The organism is Kitasatospora sp. NPDC059408, assembly GCF_042751525.1.
In the GTDB taxonomy this organism is placed as follows: Bacteria; Actinomycetota; Actinomycetes; order Streptomycetales; family Streptomycetaceae; genus Kitasatospora.
In genome coordinates, this window is the sequence record NZ_JBHYWI010000003.1 from 77443 (window position 1) to 103453 (window position 26011).

25 protein-coding genes are annotated in these 26011 nt (G+C 73.7%); 12 read left to right on the top strand and 13 right to left on the bottom strand.

Translation table 11 applies throughout. The features are described 5' to 3' along the window. The first annotated feature begins 146 nt into the window (after positions 1–146). Both ACFXDE_RS03965 and ACFXDE_RS03970 read left to right on the top strand, forming a co-directional pair. Entirely contained in the window at positions 147–725 is a 579-nt protein-coding gene (locus tag ACFXDE_RS03965) for a sigma factor-like helix-turn-helix DNA-binding protein (protein ID WP_380435382.1), read from the top strand. Continuing rightward, positions 722–1402 (top strand): hypothetical protein, encoded by a 681-nt coding sequence (locus tag ACFXDE_RS03970; RefSeq protein ID WP_380490614.1) that lies wholly within the window; start codon positions 722–724, stop codon positions 1400–1402. Before ACFXDE_RS03965 ends, ACFXDE_RS03970 begins: the two co-directional genes overlap by 4 nt. A gap of 81 nt (positions 1403–1483) precedes the next feature. On the opposite strand, the gene ACFXDE_RS03975 is transcribed toward ACFXDE_RS03970, so the two are convergent. From ACFXDE_RS03975 to ACFXDE_RS03985, 3 genes are all read right to left on the bottom strand, one after another. Next, positions 1484–1882 carry a hypothetical protein gene (locus ACFXDE_RS03975; RefSeq protein ID WP_380435384.1) on the bottom strand — a complete coding sequence of 133 codons (399 nt, stop codon included), beginning with the start codon at positions 1880–1882 and terminating at the stop codon, positions 1484–1486. 232 nt (positions 1883–2114) lie between these two features. After that, complete coding sequence (locus ACFXDE_RS03980) at positions 2115–3134, bottom strand: AraC family transcriptional regulator (RefSeq protein WP_380490616.1); 1020 nt, start codon at positions 3132–3134, stop codon at positions 2115–2117. 235 nt (positions 3135–3369) lie between these two features. Beyond that, positions 3370–5001, bottom strand: coding sequence for an alpha/beta hydrolase (locus tag ACFXDE_RS03985; RefSeq protein ID WP_380490618.1), 1632 nt, complete (start codon positions 4999–5001; stop codon positions 3370–3372). 193 nt (positions 5002–5194) lie between these two features. Here ACFXDE_RS03985 and ACFXDE_RS03990 point away from each other — a divergent pair, with 193 nt between their 5' ends. Both ACFXDE_RS03990 and ACFXDE_RS03995 read left to right on the top strand, forming a co-directional pair. Beyond that, positions 5195–6556, top strand: a complete 1362-nt coding sequence (locus ACFXDE_RS03990; RefSeq protein ID WP_380490621.1) for an MFS transporter — start codon at positions 5195–5197, stop codon at positions 6554–6556. A gap of 55 nt (positions 6557–6611) precedes the next feature. After that, positions 6612–7475 carry an SAM-dependent methyltransferase gene (locus ACFXDE_RS03995; RefSeq protein ID WP_380490623.1) on the top strand — a complete coding sequence of 288 codons (864 nt, stop codon included), beginning with the start codon at positions 6612–6614 and terminating at the stop codon, positions 7473–7475. Positions 7476–7589: 114 nt separating this feature from the next. On the opposite strand, the gene ACFXDE_RS04000 is transcribed toward ACFXDE_RS03995, so the two are convergent. Then, positions 7590–8066, bottom strand: coding sequence for an Imm21 family immunity protein (locus ACFXDE_RS04000; protein WP_380490625.1), 477 nt, complete (start codon positions 8064–8066; stop codon positions 7590–7592). A gap of 167 nt (positions 8067–8233) precedes the next feature. Here ACFXDE_RS04000 and ACFXDE_RS04005 point away from each other — a divergent pair, with 167 nt between their 5' ends. Next, positions 8234–9847 carry a purple acid phosphatase family protein gene (locus ACFXDE_RS04005; RefSeq protein ID WP_380490627.1) on the top strand — a complete coding sequence of 538 codons (1614 nt, stop codon included), beginning with the start codon at positions 8234–8236 and terminating at the stop codon, positions 9845–9847. A 152-nt stretch (positions 9848–9999) separates the two neighbouring features. Here ACFXDE_RS04005 and ACFXDE_RS04010 read toward each other — a convergent pair whose 3' ends face one another. From ACFXDE_RS04010 to ACFXDE_RS04035, 6 genes are all read right to left on the bottom strand, one after another. After that, complete coding sequence (locus ACFXDE_RS04010) at positions 10000–11409, bottom strand: cytochrome P450 (RefSeq protein WP_380490630.1); 1410 nt, start codon at positions 11407–11409, stop codon at positions 10000–10002. Positions 11410–11546: 137 nt separating this feature from the next. Next, complete coding sequence (locus ACFXDE_RS04015) at positions 11547–12161, bottom strand: ATP/GTP-binding protein (RefSeq protein WP_380435392.1); 615 nt, start codon at positions 12159–12161, stop codon at positions 11547–11549. After that, entirely contained in the window at positions 12142–12507 is a 366-nt protein-coding gene (locus ACFXDE_RS04020; RefSeq protein ID WP_380435393.1) for a DUF742 domain-containing protein, read from the bottom strand. The genes ACFXDE_RS04015 and ACFXDE_RS04020 overlap by 20 nt, the downstream gene beginning before the upstream one ends. Positions 12508–12526: 19 nt before the next feature. Continuing rightward, positions 12527–12934 carry a roadblock/LC7 domain-containing protein gene (locus tag ACFXDE_RS04025; protein WP_329925671.1) on the bottom strand — a complete coding sequence of 136 codons (408 nt, stop codon included), beginning with the start codon at positions 12932–12934 and terminating at the stop codon, positions 12527–12529. Next, positions 12931–14625 (bottom strand): sensor histidine kinase, encoded by a 1695-nt coding sequence (locus ACFXDE_RS04030; RefSeq protein WP_380490864.1) that lies wholly within the window; start codon positions 14623–14625, stop codon positions 12931–12933. The genes ACFXDE_RS04025 and ACFXDE_RS04030 overlap by 4 nt, the downstream gene beginning before the upstream one ends. A 456-nt stretch (positions 14626–15081) precedes the next feature. After that, positions 15082–16191, bottom strand: a complete 1110-nt coding sequence (locus ACFXDE_RS04035; RefSeq protein WP_380490634.1) for a hypothetical protein — start codon at positions 16189–16191, stop codon at positions 15082–15084. Positions 16192–16366: 175 nt separating this feature from the next. Here ACFXDE_RS04035 and ACFXDE_RS04040 point away from each other — a divergent pair, with 175 nt between their 5' ends. Both ACFXDE_RS04040 and ACFXDE_RS04045 read left to right on the top strand, forming a co-directional pair. After that, the gene (locus tag ACFXDE_RS04040; RefSeq protein WP_380490636.1) at positions 16367–17299 is read left to right on the top strand and encodes a class I SAM-dependent methyltransferase; all 933 of its coding nucleotides are present in this window, start codon (positions 16367–16369) and stop codon (positions 17297–17299) included. Beyond that, entirely contained in the window at positions 17286–17861 is a 576-nt protein-coding gene (locus ACFXDE_RS04045; protein ID WP_380490638.1) for a GNAT family N-acetyltransferase, read from the top strand. The genes ACFXDE_RS04040 and ACFXDE_RS04045 overlap by 14 nt, the downstream gene beginning before the upstream one ends. Here the strand turns inward: ACFXDE_RS04045 and ACFXDE_RS04050 are convergent. The 3 genes from ACFXDE_RS04050 to ACFXDE_RS04060 form a co-directional block, all read right to left on the bottom strand. Further along, entirely contained in the window at positions 17807–18148 is a 342-nt protein-coding gene (locus ACFXDE_RS04050; protein WP_380490640.1) for a DUF5713 family protein, read from the bottom strand. The two genes, ACFXDE_RS04045 and ACFXDE_RS04050, sit on opposite strands and share 55 nt — an antisense overlap. A 115-nt stretch (positions 18149–18263) precedes the next feature. Further along, entirely contained in the window at positions 18264–19760 is a 1497-nt protein-coding gene (locus tag ACFXDE_RS04055) for a hypothetical protein (RefSeq protein ID WP_380490642.1), read from the bottom strand. Between the two features lie 57 nt (positions 19761–19817). Next, a complete protein-coding gene (locus ACFXDE_RS04060) occupies positions 19818–20195 on the bottom strand; it encodes an ArsR/SmtB family transcription factor (RefSeq protein WP_380490644.1) in 378 nt (125 codons plus the stop codon). 114 nt (positions 20196–20309) lie between these two features. Here ACFXDE_RS04060 and ACFXDE_RS04065 point away from each other — a divergent pair, with 114 nt between their 5' ends. The 5 genes from ACFXDE_RS04065 to ACFXDE_RS04085 all read left to right on the top strand — a co-directional run bounded on the left by ACFXDE_RS04065 (position 20310) and on the right by ACFXDE_RS04085 (position 26007). Further along, on the top strand, positions 20310–22292 hold the full coding sequence (locus tag ACFXDE_RS04065) for a heavy metal translocating P-type ATPase (protein WP_380490646.1): 1983 nt from the start codon (positions 20310–20312) through the stop codon (positions 22290–22292). After that, positions 22289–22687, top strand: a complete 399-nt coding sequence (locus ACFXDE_RS04070) for a (2Fe-2S) ferredoxin domain-containing protein (RefSeq protein ID WP_380490649.1) — start codon at positions 22289–22291, stop codon at positions 22685–22687. Before ACFXDE_RS04065 ends, ACFXDE_RS04070 begins: the two co-directional genes overlap by 4 nt. A gap of 121 nt (positions 22688–22808) precedes the next feature. After that, positions 22809–23486 carry a hypothetical protein gene (locus tag ACFXDE_RS04075; RefSeq protein ID WP_380490651.1) on the top strand — a complete coding sequence of 226 codons (678 nt, stop codon included), beginning with the start codon at positions 22809–22811 and terminating at the stop codon, positions 23484–23486. Between the two features lie 116 nt (positions 23487–23602). Then, positions 23603–25171, top strand: a complete 1569-nt coding sequence (gene murJ / locus ACFXDE_RS04080) for a murein biosynthesis integral membrane protein MurJ (protein ID WP_380490654.1) — start codon at positions 23603–23605, stop codon at positions 25169–25171. 77 nt (positions 25172–25248) lie between these two features. Next, entirely contained in the window at positions 25249–26007 is a 759-nt protein-coding gene (locus ACFXDE_RS04085) for an AAA family ATPase (RefSeq protein WP_380490656.1), read from the top strand. The last annotated feature ends 4 nt before the right edge of the window (positions 26008–26011 follow it).

The window sequence follows — 26011 nt, forward strand, 5'->3', positions numbered from 1 at the left end:
GAACCGTCAGTTCCGTCCGTAGTCCTACTTTTCCGTCCGCTCCGCCGGATCCGCGCGCCGCCATTGCACGACGAGCCCCCCGATGCGCTTGCATGTGTCACGGGGGCGCGCACGTTCCCCTTCGACCACACGGGAAGGTCCACGGCATGACCATCAACCGGGGCGCCCGCTTGAGACTCACCTTCGACGCCTTCTGCGGCACCCACGAGCCCGCCTGGATCGCGTTCGCCCGCACCCAGGTCGGCCCGCAGGGCGACGCGGCCGCCCTCGTGGTCCGCCGCACCCGGGAGCACCTGCACCGCAACTGGGCGCTCGCGCTGCGCCAGGAGGTCCCGGCCGCCTACGCCTGGCGCCTGCTCAAGGAGCACCTCGCCGCCTGGCTCGCCGCGCAGGGCGAACCGGCCGCCGTCCAGACGGCCGCGATGGACGCCGCGATCGGCCGCTTCTGCCACCGGGCCGGCCTGCGCCCGGAGACCCTCGCCGAACAGCTCGCACTGCTCGGAGCGGTCCTGGCCCTGCCGGAGCGCCAGCGGGACGCCGTCGTCCTCGCCTACTGCCTCGGCCTGGCGGACGAGGAGGCCGCCGCGTACCTCGGCATCCCGCCCGCGACGCTGCGCGCGCACCGCCGCCAGGCCCACCGCCGCATCGCGCGGGCGGTGGGGCGGCCGGACTTCGCGTCGGGGCGGCTCGTGGTACTGGAAGCGTGTCAAGGGGAGGAACGATGACGGGGGCGGCGTACGGACGACTACTGGGCTGGGTGGACGGGGGCAGGCACGAAGGGGCCCGGCACGTCACGGTCGTCCCGTGCGCGCTGGCCGCCTCGCCGTCCCTGTCGGACCGCGTGACGGCCGCGCCCGCGCCGTTCCCGTCCGAGCACGAACAGGCCGCCCACGAGCTGGACCTGGCCACCGCGCTGGTGCTCGGCGCGCCGCAGGCCGGCCGCTCGCTGGACCTGCTGGTGAACAGTCACCGCATCCACCCCGAGGGCGCGCTGGTCTTCGGGTGCCTGCTGGCCGTCACCGGCCGGGACGACCCGGCCCAGTTCTGGTGGCAGTTCGCCGCCGGCTCGGGCAGCTCCACCGCCGCGTACCTGCTGCACCTGCACCACCTGCGGCTGGGGGAGCCCCGGGACGCCGCCTACTGGCGGGACCAGGCGGAGCGCCTCGCGGCCGCCCCGCCCCGTAAGCACCGTCCTCTCCGGGCCACCGAGCCGCTGTTCCCGGACGACGTGCGCCACGACATCCTCGCCCGCTGCCACGAGGGACTCCACCCGAAGCTGCCGACCGCCCTGGAGGCGGCGATCAACCGCCTCACCGTCACCTCCGACGACGAGGACTACGGCGAGATCCCGCAGCCCCGCTCGGCCCTCGTCTCGGAACTGGCCGCCCCGGAACGGGCGTAGCGCCGGGGCAGTAGTGAGAGCCCGTGCCGCCCCTCCGCGACGGGAGGGGCGGCACGGGCCGGGCGGGCATCCGTCAGCGGGTCAGCACTGGCGCAGGCCCGGTGCCGGGTCGGAGGAGGTGAAGACGTCGACGGCGGGGACGTTGCCCCACGGGCCCTGGTCGGTCTGGGTCCAGTACCAGATGTCGTTGCCGCCGGGGTGGGTGTCGCCGTGGCCCCAGCAGTCGAACCAGTTGTAGCCGCCCACCAGGGTGCCGCGGGTCGCGGAGCGGTAGGAGCGGTCGGCGAAGGCCCGGGCGCCGGCGTTGTTGCCGCACCACAGCCTGCCGTCGCCGTGCACACTGCAGTCGGCGGTGACGGCCGGCCTGGCGGAGGCCTCCCGCATGCCGGGCGCCGCGCCGGCGCTCGGGGCGGTGGCGACGAGGCCGGCGGTGAGGACGAGGACGGCGAGAGCGCCGGGGACCTTACGACTCATCGGCATGGGACATCCCTTTCTGGACAGCGGGCCTTGCTGGACGACGGGCTGTGCCGGACAACGGGTTGTGCCGGCCGACGGGCCGTGCCGCGCCGAGGAGTTGCGCACGAACGACCGACGGCGCACTGCGGCCTTTCCCGTGAGGCAAGGCTTACCTGGCCGGGTCCGGGCGGGCTATCCATCCGCGGCCGCTCCGCCGCTGCCGTGGATGGATAGTGCCCCGCCGGGCGCGGACGGTCTAATGGATGCGTTCTCGCGGGGGCCGGTTCTCGCGCAGGACCGCCGACGGCGTCCGTCCGTACGTCTTGCGGTACGTCTCGGCGAAGCGGCCCAGGTGTGTGAAGCCCCAGCGCAGGGCGACCTCGGTCACGGTGCTCGCGGTGGCCTCCCCACGGGCCATCGCGAGCAGGTCGCGGTGGGCCGCCTCCAGCCGGACGTTCCGCAGGTGGGCGAGCGGGGTCGTGCCGAGCCGGCTGCGGAAGCCGGCCCGCAGGCTGCGCACGCTGACCCGGGCGGCCACGGCCATGTCGGCGACCGAGATCGGTTCGTGCGCGTGGTCGCTGCAGTAGGCGAGGGCACGGCCGACGGCTCCGGCGGGTGCCGCGCGGTCCGGGCCCGACCAGGGGCTGATCCGGTGCGGCTGGGCGTCCAGGAGGCCGTGGACCAGCAGCTGTTCGAAGTGCCCGCGCGCGAGCGGTGAGGCGTCGAGCAGGCCGGACTCGGCGGAGCGGGTGAAGCTCTGCACGGTGCTCAGCCACGCGGCGACGGTGCCCGAGCCGGTGTCGAGCACCGGGTCGAAGCGGGTGATGCCCGACGGTGTGTCGCCGAGCCGGACGGCCAGGGCGTCGTCGAGGGCCTGGCGGGTGATCAGGACGACGCGGTTGAGGCTGTCGCCGTTCCAGGCCATGGCGAGCCGCTGGCCGGGCCCGGCGATGCTGAGCGTCGTGGGCAGTTCGGTGCCGTCGACGGTGACGGTGCCGTGGCCGGCGAGCGGGATGTGGACGTTGTAGAACCTGGCCAGTTCGCCTGGGTCGATCTCCACGGCGGTGCCGTACCCGAGGTCGTAGACCGAGACGGGCCCGGCCCAGATCCGGCGGAACTGGCCGTCGGCGCGCCGGTCGTGGTCGACGACGCGCAGGCGGTGGGGCGAGAAGTGGGCGCTGACCAGGGCGTGGAGTTCCTCGACGTCTCCGCCCTGGTAGAGCAGGCCCGCACGGGCGTCGTCGGCGTGCGGGCCGGGATCGAAGTCAGCTGGCATGGCCCCCCGGCCTTCTCTGGTGGAATATCAGGTGTCACCTGGGTCGTTGAAAGTTGTTGGATCGGCCCACAATAGCGTGCACATGACAGATCGTTCCCGGGGGCGGGGATGAGAAAAGCCTGGGAGGTGCCGCAGATCGCGGCACCTCCCAGGTCGTGGGGTGTCAGTCCGTCAGCCGGTCAACCCGCCAGTCGGCCAGTCAGCCGGTCAGCCGGTCAGCCAGTCGGTCGGCCGGTCAGCCGGCCGGTGCGTCCGTCGGGCAGCGCGTCCCGGCGGCCGGGACGGTGCCGTCCACCAGGAAGGCGTCGACGGCGGTCCGGATGCAGTTGCTCGCGCCGTACCCGGTGTGCCCCTCGCCCTCGCGGGTCAGCAGGACGGCGTTGCCCAGCTCGGAGGTGAGCTTCTCCGCCCACGCGTACGGCGTGGCCGGGTCGCCGGTGGAGCCGACGACGACGATCGGGTTGGCGGCGGCCGACTTGACCGCGTGCGGCTTCTCGGCGGAGGCGGCCGGCCAGGTGCGGCAGTCCGGGTCGAACAGGGCTGCCATCGGGTCGTGCCTGCTGACCAGCGGCGCCTTGGCGGCGAGGTCGGTGAGCGCGGCCTGGAGCCGGTCGGCGGGCGGGGTGTCGGTCGCGCCGTCGGCGCAGTGGATCGCGGTGTAGGCGTCGGCCGAGGCCTTGTAGTGCCCGTCCTTGTCGCGGCCGGAGGCGCCGTCGGCGAGCTGGTAGAGGTAGTCGCCCTTGCCGCGCATAGCGGCCTTGACGATCTCTCGCAGCTGCTTCCAGTCCGCCTCGCCGCCGTAGAGGTTGTCGAGCACGCCGCTCCAGGCGGCCGTGGCGGTGAGGGTGCGGCCGTCCGAGGTGGTGAGCGGTTTGTCCTTGAGGCCGTCGAGGAAGTCGGCGAGCTTCTGCGGGGCCTTCTCCGGGTCCTGGCCGAGCGGGCAGCCGTCCTTGCCGGCGCAGTCGGCGGCGAAGGCCTTGAGGGCGCGCTCGAAGCCGGCCTGCTGCTCGACGTTGTGCTGCACGAGCGAGGTCGAGGGCGAGGTGGCGCCGTCGAGGACCAGGTGGCCGACGCGGTCCGGGAACTCCTCGGCGTAGAGGGAGCCGAGGTAGGTGCCGTAGGACATGCCCAGGTAGTTGAGCTTCTGGTCGCCGAGGACCGCGCGCAGGACGTCCATGTCGCGGGCGGTGTTGCGGGTGCCGACGTACGGCAGGACGCTCGCGTACTTGGCCTTGCAGGCGTCGGCGAGCACCTTGCCGTGGTCCACGCCCGACTGGTCGGTGGTGAGCCAGCCGTCGCGGGCCCCGTCGTCCAGGCAGTTGAGCGGGCTGGTGGCGCCGGCTCCGCGCGGGTCGAAGCCGACCATGTCGAAGCGGTCGTGGAGGGTGGTGCCCTTGGCCTGCTTGGCACCGGCCTTGACCATGTTCACCCCGGAGCCGCCCGGGCCGCCGGGGTTGAGGAGCAGCGAGCCGACGCGCTGGTCGGGCTTGCCGGCGGGGTCGCGGACGACGGCGACGTCGAGCGTGCCGGTGGCGGGGTCGGCGTAGTCGAGCGGCACCTTGAGGGTGGCGCACTGCAGGGCGGAGCCGTCCGTCGTGCCGGTCTTCGGGTCGGGCGGGCAGGCCGCCCAGGCGAGCTGCTGGCCGTAGAACGCCTTGAGTGCCGGGTCGGCGGCGCCGGTGGGCCTGGGCGTCGGGGTCGGCGTGGCGGTCGGCGTCGCCGCGGTGGTGGCGCTGGGTGAGGGCGTGCCGGAGGCGGCGGTGGTGCCGCCGCCCGAGCTCGTGCAGCCGGCGAGGAGTGCCGCGCCGAGGGCGGCGGTGACGGCCACGGGCAGGGTGGCGCGTCGCGAGGGACGGAGGTTCTTCACGCGCACACACATGTCATTCGCCTGCGACATCGATCGTACGGGGAGGGTCCTTCCCGCCCCCGGGTCCGCGGCAGAAGCCGGACAAAGGGCGACGAAGTGCGGCCCGCCACCGTTCGCATGCGGCCGGGAGGGCGCCGCGCCGGTTGCCGCGAACTCCATTCACAGCCTTGTCGATCAGTGGGACGCTGTGGCCATGACAGATCAGACCGCAGCCCTGCCGCTGCGCGACCCCGCACCGGCCGCGGGCGGACGGCGGCGCCAACTGGCCGCCGCCACCGTCGGATCGGTGGTCGAGTCCTTCGACTGGAACGTGTACGCCGTCCTCGCGCCGTACTTCGCGGCGGACCTCTTCGGCCACGGCAAGGGCGGCGTGAGCGGGCTGCTCGCCGCGTACGTCGGTTTCGCGGTCGGCTTCGTGGCGCGGCCGGTCGGCTCGTTCCTCATCGGCCGGCTGAGCGACGGCCGCGGGCGGCGCTTCGGCCTCACGCTCAGCATGTCGGTGATCGCCGCCGCCAGCCTCGGGATCGCGCTCCTGCCCGGACAGCAGACCATCGGCGTGTGGGCGGCCGTCCTCGCCGTCGCCGCGCGCGTCGTCCAGGGGCTCGCCTTCGGCGGCGAGACGCCCACCGTCGCCGCGTACGTGACGGAGACCGCGCCGCCGCGCCACCGGTTCGCGTTCAGCTCCGTGTCGTACGGCGGCATCATCATCGGCTCGCTGATCTCGTACGGCGTCCTGGCCGTGCTGCTCCACACCCTCGGCAAGGAGGGGCTGAAGCACGGCGGTTGGCGCTGGGGCTTCGTCGTCGCGGCCGTGCTCGGCCTCGCCGCCGTGTGGGTGCGGCGGGCCGCGCCGGAGAGCGAGGAGTTCCACCGCGGCCGGGCCGGCGGGGAGAGCGGACGCCCCGGGTTCCTCGACACGGTGAGCCGCCACCGCTGGGCCGTGCTCACCGTCTTCCTGCACACCCTCGGCGGCACGATCGGCTACTACTTCGCGCTGGTCTACCTGCCGCAGTACGCCGCGGCCTACGGCGTCATCGGCAAGGAGGAGGCGGCCTCCTTCATGACGGTCGTCCTCGCCGTCGTCCTCGCCACCATGCTGCTCGGGGGCGTACTCGCCGACCGGGTGGGCCTGTTGCCGGTCATGCGGACCGCCTTCGCCCTCACCGTCGTGCTCGTGCTGCCGCTGCTCGCCGCCATGCGGCACGGCTGGCTGTCCTTCCAACTCGTGGCCGTCGTCCTGGGGATGCTCGTCGCCACGCAGCTCGGCACGCTCAACGTCTTCACCGGCATGCTGTTCCCGACCGCCGTGCGGGCCGTCGGCGTCGGCGTCGTCAACGCGGCCACCATCGCGGCGTTCGGCGGCACCTTCCCGCTGCTCGCCGAGTGGCTCAACGGCCACCACCGCCTCGGCGTGATCCCCTTCTACGTCACGCTCTGCTCGCTCGGGCCGCTGCTCGCGACCTTCACCGTCCTGCGCGTTCCCGCGTTCACCGCCGCGATCCGGAACTCCCGCCCCCGCACCGCAGGTGGTCGTGTACAGTCCGAAGCCGGCTGACGTTCGGTCATCTTCCGCAACCGAAACGGCCGAAGAGGTCATCCCGGGAGGAACCATGGCACAGCGCGACGAATCCGGCGACTGGCTCGGCCTGCGGGCGTCGGAGCAGCCGGCGGAGCCGCTGCCCTCGCTGGACCTGCGCACCGACCGCGCCCACCCCGCCCGGGTCTACGACTACCTGCTCGGTGGCAAGACCAACTTCCCGGTGGACCGCGAGGTCGGCGACCGCATCCTCACCGAGTGGCCCGGTTCGCGCACCGCCACCCGCGCGGCCCGGGCCGTCATGCACCGGATGACCCGCCACCTCGCCGAAACCCACGGCGTGCGCCAGTTCCTCGACGTCGGCACCGGCATCCCCACCGGGCCCAACCTGCACGAGGTCGCCCAGTCCGTCGACCCGACCAGCCGCATCGTCTACGTCGACAACGACCCGATCGTGCTCGCCCACTCCCGCGCCCTGCTCACCAGCGCGCCCGAGGGCCGTACCGCCTACGTCGAGGGCGACTTCCGCGACCCGGAGCACTTCCTGGCCGACCCGGCGGTCGCCGGCACGCTCGACTTCGACCGGCCGATCGCCCTGATGCTCGTCAACCTCGTGCACTTCCTCTCCGACGAGGCGGCGCACCCGCCCGTCCGCAAGCTCCTCGACGCCCTCCCGTCCGGCAGCTTCCTCGCCCTCACCGCCGGCACCGCCGACACGATCCCCGAGCTGGTGGCCATCGGCTCGAAGCGGTACTCCGAGGCCGGCATAGAGAACCACCTGCGCACGCGCGCCGGCGTGGAGCGCTTCTTCGACGGCCTGGAGCTCGACGACCCCGGCGTGGCCCTGATCAACCGCTGGCGCCCCGAGCTCGACGACGAACCCGCCCTCGCGGACCACGAGGTGTCGGCCTACGCGGGCGTGGCCCGCAAGCCGTGACCCCGGCCGGGCGCCCCGGTGTCCCTCGCCTGCCGGCTCTACCGCGCGCCGGACGGCGGAGTCACCGGCGCCCCGACGGCCCTACAGCTGCGCGAGGCCCCGGCGGAGCCGGGGTCAGAGCCTGACCAGCCGTTCCAGCATGAACTGCTCCTCGGGAGAGGTGTCGAGGAACAGCGACCGGATCACGTAGCGGCCCTCGGGAAGGTGCACCCGGATCGAGTCGGCCTCCGTGACGTCCTCGCCGGTCACCAGGCAGTCCATGAGCCGGTAGTCCCCGTCGAGCGAGACCTCGCAGGCGTCCTCCCAGCCGTCCGAGTCCATCGCCCGCTCCACCGCGCGCGCCAGCCCGAGGTCGTCCTCGGCCGTGTACCAGCGGGCGAACGTCAGGTGCTCGGCGAAGTAGGTCGCGGGGAGCGGCTCCCCGCCCAGGACCAACACGTCGCCGTGGCCCGGCAGGTCGACCCGCGAGACGTAGTCGCCGAAAGCGTTCACGGCCTCGGTGCCGTCCCACGAGGCGACGTACGGCTCCGGGCACAGGGCGTAGTAGCCGAAATCGGTCCCGTCGATCCACTTCAGCGCCGACCTGACCACGCGTTCTCCCGCTCTCCGTGCCCGATGAGGCGATCAAGGCTACCGGCGGATCCGCGGGGCCCTCCAGCCGGCCGCCGTGAATCGGGCGGGCTCACACCATCGCCATGACATGAACATGCGAGTAAAGTTCTGCGACACCAATGGCCCGGGTGACACAGGGGGAGTCCGTGAGCATCGCACGCAGACAGTTACTCAAGGGATCGTCGGCGGCCGGGGCCGCACTCGTCGCGGGCCTCGCCGCGCCGACGTCCGCCGCGGCGGCGCCCACGCCGCTGTTGCAGTCCACCCCGCACCGGCTCGGGGTGCCGAGCGTGAGCGGGATCCACCTCCAGTTCGGCAACGACCCCTCCGGCGAGATGACCGTCTCCTGGATCACCCCGCAGTCCGTCCGCCGTCCCCACGTGCGGGTCGGCTCGCCGGACGGCGGACTCGGACGCGTCGTCGAGGCCGAGACGCGCACCTACCGGGACGCGCTCTCCAAGGACGAGGTGTACGTCCACCACGCCCGCCTCACCGGCCTGCGGGCCGCGACCACGTACCTGTACGCCGCCGGACACGACGGCGCCAACCCCGAGACGGGGTCCTTCACGACCGCGCCGCGCGGCCGCGCCGCCTTCACCTTCACCAGCTTCGGCGACCAGGGCGCGCCCAACCTCCGCCGCAAGGTCGAGTTCCCCGACGGCGTCCCCTCCCCGCTCGGCAAGTACCCCGTGTACACCAGCAGCCAGATCGGATCCCCGGCCTCCGCCGACATCGTCGCCGCCGTCGAACGCGTCGGCCCGCTGTTCAACCTCGTCAACGGCGACCTCTGCTACGCCTCCTACAGCGGCCGGCACGGCCAGAGCCGCACCGGGACGTGGGCGGACTGGTTCATCTCCAACAGCCGCTCCACCCGGCTGCGCCCGTGGATGCCGTGCGCGGGGAACCACGAGACCGAGAGCGGGAACGGCCCGATCGGCGCCCTCGGCTACCAGACGTACTTCGACCTGCCCGAGTCCGCCGCCTCCGCCGACGAGGAGACGGCCGGCATGTGGTACGCGTTCACGGTCGGCGCGGTGCGCTTCATCAGCCTCGCCAACGAGGACGTCGCCATCCAGAACAGCAGCGAGATCTACCTGCGCGGGTACTCGGGCGGCGCCCAGGAGCGCTGGCTGGAACGCGAGTTGCGGGCCGCCAGGAACAGCCGGGCGATCGACTGGATCGTCGTCTGCATGCACCACCCGATGATCTCGACGTCCAAGCACGGCAGCGGCAGCGACCTCGGCATCCGCGAGGCCTGGGGCCCGCTGTTCGACGAGTACGGCGTGGACCTGGTCGTGAGCGGCCACGAGCACTACTACGAGCGCTCCCACCCCGTCCGCGGGACGCTCCCCAACGACGTCCGCACACCGGTCCCGTCCGGGACGGACCCCGACTTCGCCGACACCGACCACGGCACCGTCCACATGGTCATCGGCGCCGGCGGCAACGCCGCGACCACCCAGGACGACCTGTTCGAGACGAAGCAGGGCCGCGTCGTCGTCGCACTGGAGCCCAAACCGGCCCCGGGCGCCCCGTACCGCGAGTCGGTCTGGGTGACGGAGGACGCCCCGTGGGCCGCCGTCCAGGACCGCGAACACACCCACGGCTTCGCGGCCTTCGACGTCGACCCGGGCGACCGCCGCGGCGGCCGCACCCGGATGAAGGTCACCTACTACACCTTCGACGGCCCGCACGGCGACCTCACCCCGGTCGACACCTTCACCCTGGAACGCTCCCGCGCGGACGCCTGGGACGACTGAGGGCGCTGTCCGGTCGCCCGGTCCGCGCCCCGGCCCGACACGCGGTCGGGGTCGCAGGCACGCGGGCGCGAAGTCGCCCGTGGGGGGAGACGTCGCCGATGCCTCTGCCCCCGGTGGCGGGCCGGGGGCAGAGGAGAGATCAGCCGTGGAGGTCAGCGGCGGATGAACGCCGTCAGCCTGCTCCACCAACCGCCGCGCTGGTGCGGGATGGTGACGGCCACCGGTTCCGCTGCGACGGGCGGCTCAGGGGCGAGGGCCTCGACCTCCACCTCGGGCGTCGGCTCCGGCTCGGGAGCCGGCGCCTCCTCCAGGATCACCGGAGTGAACTCGACCGGGAGTTCGACGAGGTGGCGGGCCAGCCACGCCGACGTGTAGTCCAGGTCCTTCTCCTCCTCGGCGAGCCGCAGGTCCGGCAGCCGGGTGAGCAGGTGGTCGATGCTGGTCTCGGCGATGGCGCGGCCGATGTCCTGGCCGGGGCACTCGTGCGGGCCGCTGCCGAAGGACAGGTGGGAGCGGTTGCCGTGCAGCGGCGCGTTCCGGTCGGGCCGGACGACCGGGTCGAAGTTGCCCGCCGCGAGCCCGAGGAGGAGCAGGTCGCCCGCCTCGATCTGCTGCCCGCCGAGCTCGGTGTCCCCGGTGGCCCACCGGCCGGCCACCAGGATCATCGGCGGGGAGTCCCACAGCACCTGGTCGAGCGCCTCCGCGAGGGTCATGTGCCCGCCGGACAGGCTGGCGCGGAAGCGCGGGTCGGTGAGGACCATCTTCAGCGTGTCGGCGATCAGGTTGACGGTGGTCTCGTTGGCCGCCAGCAGCACGACCCGCAGGTGCTCCAGGACCTCGTCGTCGGTGAGCCCGGCCGGGTGCCGCATGAGCGAGGTGACGAGGTCGTCGCCCGGCTCGACGCGCTTGCGCTCGATGGCCCGGCGCAGGCTCGCGACGACGTACTCGTTGCTCTCGATCGCCGTCGCGGTGCCCCGCATGAGGTCGCGCGCCGCGTCGACCAGGCGCGGGCCGTACTCGCGGGGCATGCCGAGCAGCTGCGTCAGGACCAGCATCGGCAGGTGCTCGGCGAACTGGCTGACCAGCTCGGCGTGCCCGGTGCGCCCGAAGTCCCGCACCATGGCGTCGACGAAGCCGATGACGTGCCGGCGGATGCCCCGGTGGTCGAAGCCGCCGAGCCCGTCGTTGAGGGCACCGCGCAGGCGCCGGTGCTCCTCGCCGTCCGCGAACACGCACAGCGGCTGCCACGCGACGACCGGCATGAGCGGCGAGTCCGCGCCGACCGTCCCGTCCTTGAACTTCGTCCACAGCCGGGAGTCGCGCGAGAAGAGCGAGGGCGTGCGCATCGCCGTGAGGTTCGCCGCGTGGCCGAGGATCAGCCAGGCCGGCACGTCGCCGTACAGCAGCACCGGCGCCACGTCGCCGTGCTCGGCGCGGAGCTTCTCGTACACCGCCCACGGGTCGGCCTCGGCCTCGGGCCCGTACAGGCGTCGCACGCCGTTCGGGCCGATCGGGCCGATCTCGGGGCGGCCGTGCGCGGGGCAGCCGGGCGGCGGGGCCACCGCGAGATCGTCGGGAAGTGCACTGTCGGAGTGCGGAGTTGTCACAGGGTCTCCGGGATCGGACGGGATCGGAACGGACAGGGAAGGTGGAACGGCCGGACGGGCGGGGGAGGGGCCGGACCGGACGGGGCGGCGGCTCACGCCCGCTTCGCGGCGCAGTCGTACAGGTAGCGCATCAGGGCCATGAGGACGTCCCGGCAGGATTCGCGCCGCCGGGCGTCGCAGGTGACGATCGGCACGTCCCGCGGCAGGTCGAGGGCGGCCCGCAGCTCCTCGACCGGGTGCGCGGGCGAGTCCGGGAAGCCGTTGATCGCGACGACGAACGGCACGCCCCGGTCCTCCAGCCGCCCGATCACCTCGAAGCTGACCTCCAGCCGGCGGGTGTCGACCAGCACCACCGCGCCGAGCGCGCCCTCGAACAGGCCGTTCCAGAGGAACCAGAACCGCTCCTGCCCAGGGGTGCCGAACACGTACAGCACCAGTTCGTCGCTGATGCTGATCCGGCCGAAGTCCATCGCGACGGTCGTCTCGGTCTTGCGCTCGACCCCGGCGACGTCGTCGACGCCCTCGCCCTCCTGGGTCATCGTCTCCTCGGTGGTGAGCGGACGGATCTCGCTCACCGAACCGACCAGGGTCGTCTTGCCGACCCCGAAACCTCCGACGATCACGACCTTGACCGCCGAGGTCGCGGAGGCCGGCAGCAGGTCCGAGGCCGCCGGCCCGACCAGCGTGTCAGAGTCGCTGTAGTCCATGGATCACCGCCTCCAGGAGGGCACGGTCGGGGAAGTCCGCCGGGGGTACGGCGGCGCGGGCCTCGATCAGCTCGTCGTCGAGCAGGTCCGCCAGCAGCACGGTCACCACGCTCGTCGGCAGCCGCAGGTAGGCGGAGATCTCGGCGACGGACAGGGGTGAGGTGCACAGCCGCAGGATCGCCGCGTGCTCGGGCTGCATGCCGGGCCGCGGGTCCCTGCGGGTGACGATCAGGGTGACCAGGTCGAACGGGGTCGGCCCGGCCGGCCCGCTGCGCCCGCCCGTGATGACGTACAGGCGCTCCGGGTCGTCGTCGTCCCGGCGCCCGCCGGGGCCGGGGTCAGTCATGAGTCCACCTTTCGCTCGCTCATGCGACCTGCTCGCCCTTGCGCGGCGGCGTGGTCAGGTGCTCGCCGATCCGGGCGACGAGGTCGCGCATCTGCGAGCTCACCAGCCCGGCGTCGACGCCCTCGTCGGCGAGCACGGCGAGGTACGCGCGCGAGCCCGCCGCCATCATGTAGAAGAAGCCGCCGCTCACCTCGATCACGACCATCCGCATCCCGCCGTCCCCGTGCGGGAACTCGTGCGCCACCGCCGTCGCCAGGCTCTGCAGGCCGGCGCAGGCCGCCGCGAGACGGTCGGCGGCGTCCGGGTCGGTGCCGTACTGGGCCATCCGCAGGCCGTCCGAGGACAGGACGATCACGTGCCGGGCGTACGGGACGCTCAGCGCCAGGTCCTTGAGCATCCAGTCCATGTTGGTGCGCTGCTGAATCACTGCTCGCCTTTCCCTGCCATGTTGTCTCTGGTCTGGTCGGCTCCGCCGGGGCGCTCGCCCGAACCGGGGGGCGACGCCTCGCCGTTGATGCCCTCCAGGAAGGCGGTGAGCCAGATGCCGGGCTGCACCGGCTCCTTGGCCGTCTCCTTGGGCTGCGGGGCCGGTCCCGCCGTGTCCCGCGCGGGCGCCGGGTAGCCGGTGCGGCCGAGCGTCTGACGGTGGCGCCGGCGCTGGGGCAGCCCGTTGGCGCCGCGTTCGGTCACCACCGGCAGGTCGTCCATCGGTCCGGGCCCGTGCCCGTTCGCCCGTATCGGTCCGGCCGGCACGTGGCCCGACGTCATCGGGGCGGAGGACACCGGACCGGACGGGACCGGGCCGTTGGGCATCGGACCGGTGCCGGCCCACGGGGAGTTGGCGAAGGCCGGGCTGTTGACCGACAGCGGCGGCGGACCCCACGGCCGCGACGAGGACTTGGACCGCGGCTGGTTGGCCGGCAGCGGGCGCGGGCCGGAGATGGAGCCGATGCCGTGCGCGCGACCGGTGGCCGGCGCGGTGGTGATCAGCTCGCGCGGCACGACCAGCACCGCGCGGATGCCGCCGTACGCGGACGGGCGCAGGGTGACCTGGAAGCCGTACGCGCGGCACAGCCGCCCGACGACGGCCAGGCCGAGGCGCGGGGTCTCGCCGAGGTCGTTGAGGTCGAACTCGCCCTGCGCGTGCCGCAGGACCTCCTCGGCGCGGGCGTAGCCGTCCTCGCTGAGGCCGAGGCCGCCGTCCTCGATCTCGACCGCTATCCCGGTCTGCACCTCGGAGGCGGTGAGGTGCACGTGGGTGTGCGGCGGGGAGTAGCGGGTCGCGTTGTCGAGGAGCTCGGCGACCGCGTGGATGAGCGGTTCGACGCCGGGGCCGATGACGGCGACCTCGGGGGTGGGGTGCAGCGAGACGCGCTGGTACTCCAGGATGCGCGACATGCCGCCGCGCAGCACGCTGTAGAGCGCGACCGGGCGGCTCCACTGGCGGCCGGGGCGGGCGCCGGCGAGGACGGCGATGGAGTCGGCGAGGCGGCCGGTCAGGGCGTTGCCGTGGTCCAGGCGCAGCAGGTCGTCGAAGACGGCCGGGTCGTTGCCGTGCCGGTCCTCCATCTCGCGCAGGTCGCGGGCCTGGCGGTGGATGATCGCCTGGACGCGCCGGGCGATGTTCACGAAGGCGCGCTGGGAGGCCTCGCGCTGGGCGGTCTCCTCGTCGACGGCCCGCAGGACGCGGTGCAGCAGCTCGTCCCGGGCGGCCCGGTACTCGGGGCTGAGCATCGGGTCCCTGGACTCGTAGGCGTGCATCGCCGTGTCGACCGAGTTGGTCGCCTGGAGGCGGGCCAGCGCGGCGGGCAGCTCCTGCCGGGAGAGGGCGACCATGGTGGCGTCCTGCCGGAGCATCTTCTGGCGCAACTCGTCCGTCTGGCGGGCGTGTTCACGGCGCAGGAGGGACAGTGCCCGGCCCCGGCGGCCCGCCTCGGCGGCCACCAGGGCCACCGCGGCCGTGGCGGCGATGCCGCTCCAGATCACCTCGGGGCGGGCGCCGGAGACCGCGATCGCCACGGCGGCCACCGCGGCGGCGGCGAGCACGGCCATGGGCAGCAGCCACCCGGGCGGGGGCGCGGTGGGCCGTCTGCCGGGGGACGATCCGGGTCGAAGCATCAGCATCCTCAAACGGTCGGAAGGGGACATCGGAAGGGGGTCGGGGGCGGTGGTCCGAGGCAGCATAGCCGGGTCTCGACATTTCTGAATGAAACTCAAAATTACTGTGGCAGTGCTGACTTGTGCGATCTTGCCGGACATGTCAGACATGTCGCACGGGTGCGCGACCGCTGGTGCCCGGTCCGGCCCCCGTCCCACCGGGGCCGGCGCCCGCACCAGGTTTCTCGCCCCGGGGCGCTCGCACCGGCAACCCGCCCGGGATTCGCCCATGCGGAGGGTTTCTGCGCGAAGTGGCTTCCAGGAGACCGGAGTTCGTGCTATCGAGGGTCAAAAGCGCCGGAGCGGTCCCACTCGAAAGAGTGAGGTGTCGTGTGCGCACGCGAAGACGCCGCCGCGAGGAGGTGCCTCGCGACGGCGTCCGGCCGGATGTGGTGCGGTTTCTCGGCCGAGGGTTGTTCAGCGGGGGAGGATCTCCAGGAAGACGCCCTGCACTCCGGGGCGGTGGGCCAGCAGGTAGACGGTGTGGTTGTCGGAGCTGACGGTCATGCCGTAGCTGAAGTCGGCGTCGGTGGGGAGCGTCTCGCCGGGCACGGCGGCGTAGTCGGCGGTGGAGTCGAAGGCCACCAGGGAGAGCCGCTTCGTGGTCTGGTCGTACGCGGCGCGGCGCAGGAGGCCGCCGGCCGGGGTGGTGGACGGCGCGCCGCCGGTGGAGAAGTCGGGCGTGAGCGTGACCGGGGCCGTCGCGGTGTCGCTGTCGGTGTCGACGGGGTGGGCCAGGCGGGGGTCGCCGGGGTCGCTGTCGGTGACGATCAGGTGGGTGCCGTCCTTGGTGTAGGTCGCGTAGATCACCTGGGCCGGGAGGTTCGCCACGGTGCCGACGGCGGTCGGGGTGCCGGCCGAGAGGTCCAGGTGCACGAGGCCGGTGCCGGAGCTGACGTAGGCGTCGGTGCCGCCGGGCCGGACGGCGATCCGGCGCACGTAGCCGTCGGGCATCGGCACCTCGCCGGTGAACGCGCTCTGCGCGGTGGAGAAGGTGAGCACCCGGCCGGGCGTCCGGGTCGGCGGCTGCCCCGGCCGCAGGTACCCGCTCGGCCCGTCCTGGGCGACGAGGACCGTGCCGCCGTCCGTGCCGATCGCGACCTGGAAGGCGCCGCCGTCCTTCCAAGTGTCCGGCCGGATCTCCGGGGGCAGGGGGGCGGTGGCGACGACGGTGTTCGTCGTGGTGTCGACGACGTACAGGACGAGGCCGCTGACCGCGTACACCCGGGTGCCGTCGGGGCTGATCGCCGATTTGTCGGAGGTGTAGTCGAGGCCGCCCAGGGGGATCTCGGCGGTGACGGCGCCGGCCGCGGTGTCGACCACCTTGAGCTTGCCGTCGGCCGTGACGTACGCCCTGCTGCCGTCCGGGCTGACCACGACGCCGGTCACCACCGTGCCGACGGGGACGGTGGTCACCGGGGTCGTGGCCGTCCCGTCCGCGAGGGCGGTGCCGGCGCCGCCGGCCAGGAGCGCCACGGTCGTGGCCAGGGCGGTGGCCCAACGGGCCTTCCTTGCACGTGAGTTCATGTCACATCTCCTCAAGTCGGGCTGCTGCGCGACAGGTTATGGGAGAAGTGTGAAGAGAGGGTCGAGTTTCCCCACTGTTTGTTTCCAGGGCGGCGAGAGGCTCCCGGGCAACATGTGTTGCTCAACGAGCAATGAGTGTTGACGCCCGGTGCGGAGCGGCCCTACAGTGCGGGCCGTGACTATCGATGATCTTGCTCACCGCATCGCCGCCGACGTCGCCGGCGAAGGCGGCCTCGCCGGCCTGCACCGGCTGTCCGAAGTGATCGCCGTCCTGGAGGACCGCCGCACGGCGGTCATCGACGAGCTGCGCCGCGGCCGCCACGCGACCTGGGAGGAGATCGGCCGCGCCTGCGGGATGACCCGCCAGGGCGCCACCCGTCGCTGGTCCGGCAAGCTGCGGGCCCGCTCGTTCGGCGCCGCGGCCGGCGCGTACCAGCAGGGGCGGCCCGGCTACCCGCTGGCGCTGATCGGCTCGGCCGTGCCGCGCGAGGCCCGCCGGGTGCTCGACCTCGGCGCGGGCACCGGCAAGCTGACCCGCCTGCTGGTGGACGCGGGCCTGGACGTCGTCGCCGTCGAGCCGGACGACGCGATGCGCGACCAGCTCGCGGCGGCCGTCCCGAGGGCGGCCGTGCGGGGCGGCTCGGCCGAGCGGATCCCGCTGCCGGACGGCAGCGTGGACGCGGTGGTCGTCGCGCAGGCCTGGCACTGGTTCGACCAGGGCACCGCCGTCCCGGAGATCGCCCGCGTCCTCGCCCCCGGCGGCACGCTCTCCCTGATCTGGAACGTCCGCGACGAGTCCGAGCCGTGGGCCGCCGAACTCGGCGCCCTGATGCACCGCTCGGCGAAGCAGACGATCGACACCAAGCCCGTCGTCCCCGCCCCCTTCGGCGCCCCCGAGCGGCTGGAGATCCGCTGGGAGCACGTGACGACGAGGAGCGGGATCCTCGACATGGTCGCCTCGCGCAGCTACGTCATCACCCTCCCCGAGGCCGAGCGCACCCGCCTGCTCGCGGACGTCGAGCACCTCCTCGACACCCACCCCGACCTCGCGGGCCACGAGGAGATCGCGATGCCGTACGTGACGAGGTGCACGCGTGTCCGTCTCTGACCTCGACGGGGTGACCATCCGCCGGCTGGGCGCGGGCGACGCGGAGGTGTACCGGACCTTCCGTCTGGAGGCCCTCCGGGAGACGCCCGAGGCCTTCACGTCGAGTCACGCGGAGGAGTGCGCGAAGCCGCTCGCGGTGTCCGTCCGCCGGCTGGCGGAGGGCGCGGTGCTCGGCGCGTTCGCGGCGGACGGCCGACTGATCGGCACGGCGGGCCTCGGGCTGCGCGCCCGGAGCCAGGAGCGGCACAAGGCGACGCTGTTCGGCATGGCCGTGGCGCCCGCGGCGGCCGGCCGGGGCGTGGGCCGGGCGCTGGTCGCGCGGACGCTCGAACTGGCCGCCGCGCGGGACGAGTTGCGGCAGGTGCTGCTGACGGTCTCCGAGGGCAACGAGGCGGCGCTCCGGCTCTACACCTCGTGCGGCTTCGAGGTGTGGGGACGGGAGCCGGGGGCCGTCGAGGTCGGCGGCCGGGCCGTGACGAAGCTGCACATGGTGCGCTTCCTCGACTCCTACCAGTCCCGCCCGGAGATCAGCTTCTCGGCGTCGGCCTCCGGGAATCCGTAGGCGTTCGCGATGAACCAGAAGTCCTCGGCGATCTCCTCGCGGGCGACCGTCTCGATCTCGCTGCCGGCGGCCTCGAACGCCTCCTGGAGGGCGTTGAACTCCTCGGTGGCGCCGGCGGTGAGGCCGTACAGCGCGTCGAGGTCGCCCGGCCGCTCGGCCTCGATCCGCTCGCACAGTCGCCGCAGGATGGCGCACCCCTGGTCGACGACGGCGTCGGGGAAGTAGTCGTCCCGGTACAACCCGGGCAGGAACGAGTACTGGAGGACCTGGTCGTTGGTGATCGGCATGGTGTGCTCCCTGTCGTGGTCGGACGCCCCGATCATGCACCCCGCCTCTGACAATCCGCCTCTGACACCGCGCCTCTGACACCCCGGCTGCGGCAATTCGGCTGCGGCAGCCCGGTTACGGCAGCCCGGCGAGGTCGAGGAGCCTGTGCAGCCGGGCCGCGGTCAGCGCCGGGTTGGCCGCGGCGGCCTCGGCGAGCGCGGGGTCGGCGAGGAGGGCGTCGACCACGTCGGGCGGGAGCAGCGGGTTGGTGGCGGCGGCCCGGCGGACTCGCTCGTCGGGGTCGGTGAGGAGCTCGACGGGCGGGTGGTCGAGGGTGGGGTCGGCGGCGGCCAGGGCGCGGACCTCGGGGTCCTCGTGGGTGAGGAGGTGCTGAAGTCCCTTGCGGGGCAGGGTGGGTAGCGTCCGCAGGTACTCGCGCTGCTCGGGGCTCGCGAGGAACGCGGCGAGGACGGTCGCGGGCGGGGCGAGCGGGTGGTGGTAGGCCAGCAGGTGCCGCACTCCCTCGTCGGGGTCGTCCGCCAGCCGGTCGACGAGGTGCGCGGGCAGGCCGGGCCAGGTGGCGGCGGCCCGGCGCAGCGACGGGAGTTCGGAGACGGCACCGGCGAGGTACCAGTCCGGCTCGGCCTCGAATCCCGCGCCGATCGGGCCGAGGTCCGCGGGGTCGTCGGCGAGGACGCCGTGGATGACGGAGGCCTGCGCCCGAGTGCGGGGGAGCGGGTGCGCGAGTGCCCGGGAGCGGACGGAGGGGTCCGGGTCCGCCGCGAGTTCCGCGAGCGACCCGGCGTCCAGGTCGGCCCGTTCGGCGACGCGTCGGCGCAGTGCCGGATCGGGGTGGCGGGCGAGCCGGGCGACGACGTGGGCAGGGGTGTACGGGCTGGCCGCGAGAGCGGGCAGGTAGCCGGGCTCCTCGGTGAAGCAGTGTTCGGCGATGGCGTCGGTGACCGCGTACAACCAGAGCATGGTGTAGCGGTCGCGCTCGCTCAGGCCCGGGCGGTGGAAGAGCGCTTCGAGGGCGGCGGGGTCGAGGCGGCGGGCCTCGCGCCGGGCCTGGTCGCGGACGGTCTCGTCCGGATCCGCGAGCAGGGCTTCGCGCTCGGCGGGGGTGAGGTGCTGCCAACTGCGGGCGGCGTGTGCCCTGAGCCGGGGGTGGGGGTGGTCGACCGTACGGAGGGAGAATGCCGTCGGCAGTTGGAACGAGAATGCCAGCTCCTGCCGGATCTCGTCCGCGGTGAGGATCCCGCCCCGGCCGGGCTCGTCCTCCGCGGAGAGCAGGGCCGCCAGCGCCTCGTCGGGCAGCGGCTCGACGCGCTGGAACCGCGGACGCGGTCCGCCGGCCAGCGCGGCGCGCACGAAGTCGAGCGGGTCGTGGACCAGCCGGCTGCGGATCTCCACCGCGACGTACCGGTTCCGGGCGATCGCCCGCCGGACTCCCGGCTCCGGGTGCGCGAGCGCGGCCTCGACGACGTCGTCCGGCAGCGGACGCCTCTCGCACAGGTCGAGGCGCGCGGGCTTCGCCTCCGGCGCCAGCAGTCGCAGCAGGACGTCCGAGGGTGCGGCGCGGTTGGCGGCGACGCCGCGGAGCAGCGCATCGGGGGCGACGGGGGGGAGCATCGGGCCATCGTCCCAGCGATCTTGGCCGGGCGTCCAGAGGGGTCCGTCGGGGCCCGGTCAGTCCGTCGCGTCGCTGAGCCCCAGGCGCAGGTGCTCGATGTGGTAGACGGCCTGGTCGAGCAGTTCGGCGACGTGGTTGTCGTACAGCGCGTACACCACCGAGCGGCCCCGGCGGGTGCCGGTGACGAGGCCGAGGTTGCGCAGCAGGCGCAGCTGGTGGGAGCAGGCGGACTGTTCCATGCCGACCTCGGCGGCGAGTTCGGTGGCGGCGCAGGGGCCCTCGCGCAGGCGGGACAGGATCCGCAGGCGGGACGGGGTGGCGAGGGCCTGGAGGGTGGTGGCCACGCGGGCGGCGCCGTCGGCGTCCAGGCGGGTGCGCGGGACGGCTTCGGCGGCGGCCTCGGCGGTTCGGGTGGTGGCGGCTCCATGACCCATGAGGACCATCGTACAGGCCATGAATGAAGGAGCGTTCATATGTTCATGTATCGTGGAAACGCCAGGGCCCAGCCCTGCCCTTGTCCTGTCGTGCCCGAAGGGTCCCCGCCTGCCATGCCCGCCACCCTGATCGAGCGCCCGGCGCCCACCGCGCCGCCGCGTCCGGACGCCGCCCCCCGCCGCCGCACCCGGGTCTTCGCCCTGCCCGAGGCCCGGTGGGCCGCCGCGGCGACGGTGCTGTTCCTGACCGCGCTGCCGCTCCAGCTCGCCGGCGCCCCCGCCTGGGCCTGGGGCCCGCTCTACGCCCTCGCGTACGCCACCGGCGGCTGGGAGCCCGCGTGGGCCGGCCTCCGGGCGCTGCGCGAGAAGACCCTCGACGTCGACCTGCTGATGATCGTCGCCGCCCTCGGTGCCGCCGCCGTCGGGCAGGTCATGGACGGCGCGCTGCTGATCGTCATCTTCGCCACCTCCGGCGCCCTGGAGGCCCTGGCCACCGCCCGCACCGCCGACTCCGTGCGCGGCCTGCTCGACCTGGCCCCGGCCACCGCCACCCGGCTCCTCGCGGGCGGCGCCGAGGAGAGCGTCCCCACCGAGGCGCTCGCCGTCGGCGACACCGTCCTCGTGCGGCCCGGCGAGCGGATCGGCGCCGACGGGCGGGTCCTGGACGGTGCGAGCGAGGTCGACCAGGCCACCATCACCGGCGAGCCGCTGCCCGTCGCCAAGGCCGCCGGCGACGAGGTCTTCGCCGGCACCCTCAACGGCACCGGCGCCCTGCGGATCCGCGTCGACCGGGACGCCTCCGACTCGGTGATCGCGCGGATCGTGCAGATGGTCGAGGAGGCCTCCGAGACCAAGGCGCCCACCCAGCTCTTCATCGAGAAGGTCGAGCAGCGCTACTCGATCGGCATGGTCCTCGCGACCCTCGCCGTCTTCGCCCTCCCGCTCGCTGTCGGCGCGGCCCTCACCGACTCGCTGCTGCGCGCGATGACCTTCATGATCGTCGCCTCGCCGTGCGCCGTCGTGCTGGCCACCATGCCGCCGCTGCTCTCCGCGATCGCCAACGCCGGACGCCACGGCGTCCTCGTCAAGTCCGCCGTCGTCATGGAGCGCCTCGGCCAGAGCGACACCGTCGCGCTCGACAAGACCGGCACCCTCACCGAAGGCACCCCGCGCGTCACCGACCTCCGCCCGCTCACCGGCTCCGGCCTCACCGAGGACGGGCTGCTCACCCTCGCCGCCGCGGCCGAGCACCCCAGCGAGCACCCGCTCGCCCGCGCCGTCGTCGACGCCGCCCGAGCCCGGGGCCTCGCCCTCCCCACCGCCGAGGACTTCACCTCCACCCCCGGCATCGGCGTCAGCGCCACCATCGACGGCCGCATCGTCGCCGTCGCCGCACCCGCCCGTCTGCTCGAAGGACGCAGCGGCCCGGAGGTCGACCAGGCCGACGGGCACGCGGGGGAGCTGGAGGCGGCCGGCCGCACCGCCGTCCTGGTCGAGGCCGACGGCGTCCCGCTGGGCGTGCTCGGCATCGCCGACCGGCTGCGCCCCGACGCCGCCGCCACCGTCACCGCCCTCGCCGCGCTCACCGGCGGGACGCCGATGCTGCTCACCGGCGACAACCCGCGCGCCGCCGCCCACGTGGCCGCCGAGGTCGGCATCACCGACGTGCGCGCCGCGCTGCTGCCGCAGGACAAGGTGGCCGCCGTCCGCGAGTGCGAGGCGGCGGGCCGCAAGGTGCTGGTGATCGGCGACGGCGTCAACGACGCGCCCGCGCTGGCCGCCGCCCACACCGGCGTCGCGATGGGCCGGGCGGGCTCGGACCTCGCCCTGGAGACCGCGGACGCGGTGGTCGTGCGCGACGAACTCGCCACCGTCCCGGCCGTGGTGGCGCTCTCGCGGCGGGCCCGCGGCCTCGTCGTGCAGAACCTGGTGATCGCCTCGGTGTTCATCTCCGCCCTGGTCGTGTGGGACCTCGTCGCCACCCTCCCGCTGCCGCTCGGCGTCCTCGGCCACGAGGGCTCGACCGTCATCGTCGGCCTCAACGGCCTGCGGCTGCTGCGCGAGGCCGCCTGGACCCGCGCCCGGGCCGGCCGGTGAGCCGCCGCGAGGGGCGGAAGAAGGAGAGCGCCGCGGCGCGCTGCACGGTGACGGTCTGCCGGGGCTGCTGCTGCGGCACGCCGAAGGTCCCCGGTGTGGACCACGCCGCCCAACTCGTCCGACTGCGTACCGCGTTGGACGGCGTGGCGACCGTCCGCCCGACCACCTGCCTGGACGCGTGCGAGCAGGCCAACGTGATGGTCGTCCAGCCCTCCGCCGAGGGCCGCCGCGCGGGCGGCCGCCCGGTCTGGCTCGCCCTCGTCAACGACGCGGACGCCGTCGCCGACATCGCCACGTGGGTCGCCGACGGCGGCCCGGGCCTGGCCGACCCGCCAGGCGTTCTCGACCTCTACGAGTTCCAGCCGTCCCGGCGGATCCGGGAGGCGCTCGACTGAGGCCGTCCGGCGCCGCTCGACTGAGGCCGTCCGGTGCGGAATTGGGGGCGCTCACGCACCCGGAACCCGGTACCATCGGCGGGCCTGATGTCGGATCGGAAGCGCCGGGGGACGGGGACCGATGGCCGGAACGATCACTCTGTGGGTCTTCGGACTGCTCTGCTTCGTCGTGGCCTTCGCGCGCGAGGCCGCGAGCGGCGCCGGGATCAGCCTGCCCGGACCCAAGACGACCGGGGCGCGGTTCGGCGTGGTCGCGGTCGGGGTGCTGGCGCTGGTCCTCGGGACGGCGGTGCGGCCCAAGAGCGACGATCCGAAGCAACTGCCCACGCCGACCGGCGCCGTGGCGTCATCGGTTTCCAAGCCCTCCGCAACTCCGGCGCCCGCCACCTCCGTCGCCGCGCCGCCGTCCCCGTCGGCCACCGGACCCGTCCAGGTCTGGAGCGGCCAGGTCGCCGTCCCCATGGAAGGCGGCATCGACTTCGACCTGACCCCGCCGTCCCGTGCCGCCGGCTTCGCGCACGGCATCTACGCCGGCGGCTTCACGTCGACGACCGCCAACCTGCACGACGAGATCCAGATGGACCACGACCAGTTCGGCATCTGGTCCGGCCAGTCGGCCCCGACCGGCGCCCAGTGCCGGGACTGGGCGATGACGCACCCCGGCCAGGACGCCCACGTGAGCATCGGCTCGCTCGTCTGCCTCCGGACCCCGGGCGGGCGCACGGCCCTGATCAGGATCGACTCGATCGCCCCGGCCGACTACCTGCTGAACGCGACGGTCACCCTCTGGACGGACTGAGCGGGGAACCACCGACCGGCGTCCGGGCGTCGGTTCATTCCATGATCGGATGGAAGACACGCGGACGGCACGCCTCCCCGGGGCGGACGAGCGGATTACGGCGTTCCTCGGCGCTGATGGCCTCCGGCACGGTGGTCTCGCGCGCCACCGGCCTGATCCGCCAGGTGCTCCAGGCCCACGCCCTGGGCGTCGGCCTGCTCGCCACCACGTACAACCTGGCCAACACCGTCCCCACCAGCCTGTACTTCCTGCTGATCGGCGGCGCGCTCAACTCCGTGCTCGTCCCGCAGCTCGTCCGGGCCCGCGCCGAACACCCCGACGGCGGCACCGCGTTCGAGCAGCGCCTCGTCACGCTCGTGCTGTGCCTCCTCGCCGCCGGGACGGCCCTCGCGGTCTGGGCCGCGCCGGACGTCATCGCCCTCTACCAGAGCGACACCCCCGGCACGCACGCCGCGTTCGAGCTCACCGTCGTGTTCGCCCGCTACCTGCTGCCGCAGATCTTCTTCTACGGCGTCTTCAGCATCTTCGGCCAGGTCCTCAACGCCCGGGACCGCTTCGGCGCGATGATGTGGACCCCGGTCCTCAACAACGTCGTCCTCATCGCCATGTTCGGCCTGTACGTCGGCCTGCTGAACGTCCCCGACCAGGTCTCCGGCATCACCCCCGACCAGGTCGCCCTGCTCGGCACCGGCACCACCGTCGCGCTCGCCCTCCAGGCGCTCTCCCTCGTCCCGTACGCCCTCGCCGCCGGCTTCCGGCCGCGCCCGCGCTTCGACTGGCGCGGCACCGGCCTGCGCAGGAGCGTGAGCGCCGCCCGCTGGACCCTGCTGTTCGTCCTCGCCAACCTCGTCGCGAGCACGCTCGTCACCCGCTTCGCCTCCGCCGCCGACACCGCCCTCCCGAAGGACGGCGTCGGGTACACCGCCTACACCTACGCACAGCAGATCTGGACGATGCCGCAGTCGATCGTCACCGTCACCCTCGTCACCGCCCTGCTGCCGCGCATGAGCCGCGCGGTCGTCGAGCACCGCATCGGCGACCTCCGCGCCGACCTCTCCCGTTCGCTGCGGATCAGCGGCGTCGTCATCGTCCCGGCCGCGTTCGCCTTCCTCGCCTTCGGCCCGCAGATCGCGCAACTGCTCTTCGCCCACGGCGCCACCGACCCCACCACGGCCGTGCCGCTCGGCCACATGCTCCAGGCCTTCGGGCTCGGCCTCGTCCCGTTCTCCGCCCAGTACCTCCTCCTGCGCGGCTTCTACGCCTTCGACGACACCCGCACCCCGTTCCGCCTCGCCCTGTGGATCGGCGTCACCAATGTCGCCCTCGCGGCCGCCTGTCACCTGCTGCTCCCGGCCCGCTGGGCCGTCACGGGAATGGCCGGCGCGTACGCGCTCTCGTACGGCGTCGGCCTGCTCCTGACGGCGGTCCGCCTGCGCCGCCGTACGGACGGGCTGCTGGACGGCCGCCGGATCTGCCGCACCTACGGCAAACTGACCGCGGCGGCGGCCCTCGCGGGCGCGGCCGGCTGGCTCGTCGGCCTCGGCTGCACGGACGGTGCCGTGGCGGCCCTCCGCGCCCCGGTCCTTTCCCTGGCGGCGGGCGGCCTCACGATGGCGCTCCTCTTCCTCCTCCTCGCCCGCCTGCTCCGCATCACCGAACTGCGCGCCCTGCCCGGCCTGCGCTGACCGGCTCCCGGAGGCCGTTGTCAGGGCCGCTGCTTATGGTGGGCCGAGCCGTACACGAACCAGGGAGGGCGGGAAGAGTGATCGTCGAGAGGATGCGCGTCCACCGGGAGATGCTCACCGAGCGGCAGCTGTCGCAGTGGCCGTGGACGGTCCCGTGCGTGCGGGGCCTGCTCGGCGGCGGCATCGCCTTCCCGGCGCCCGTGACCTTCCTGGTCGGCGAGAACGGTTCCGGCAAGTCCACGCTCGTCGAGGCACTCGCCGAGGCCTACGGCGTGGACAACTACGGCGGCCGGGCCGGTGCCCGCTACGCCGGCCCCAGGGAGCGCGGGGAGCTCGGCGAGTACCTGCGCCTCGACTACACCGAGCGCGGCCGGGCGATGGCTTCCGGCCCGCGGTCGCGGCGCAACGGGTTCTTCCTGCGGGCCGAGACGGCGCTGCAGATGATGGAGGAGAAGCAGGGGCAGGGCCGGTACTGGAGCGAACGCACCGACCTGATGAGCCACGGCGAGGGCTTCCTCACCGTCTTCGAGTCGATGTTCCGCGAGCCGGGCCTCTACATCCTGGACGAGCCGGAGGCGGCGCTCTCCTTCACGTCCAGCCTGCAACTCGTCGGCCTGCTGCACGAACTCGGCCGCACCGGGGCCCAGGTCGTGTGCGCCACCCACTCGCCGATCCTCGCCGCCACCCCCGGCTCCGCCGTCCTGGAGGTCGGCGACCACGGCATCCGGCCCACCCGCTGGCGGGACCTCGCGATCGTCGACCACTGGCGCCGCTACCTGGAACGCCCCGAGGCGTACCTGCGCCACATAACCGGCCCGGCGCAGCCGCCGTCCTGACCGG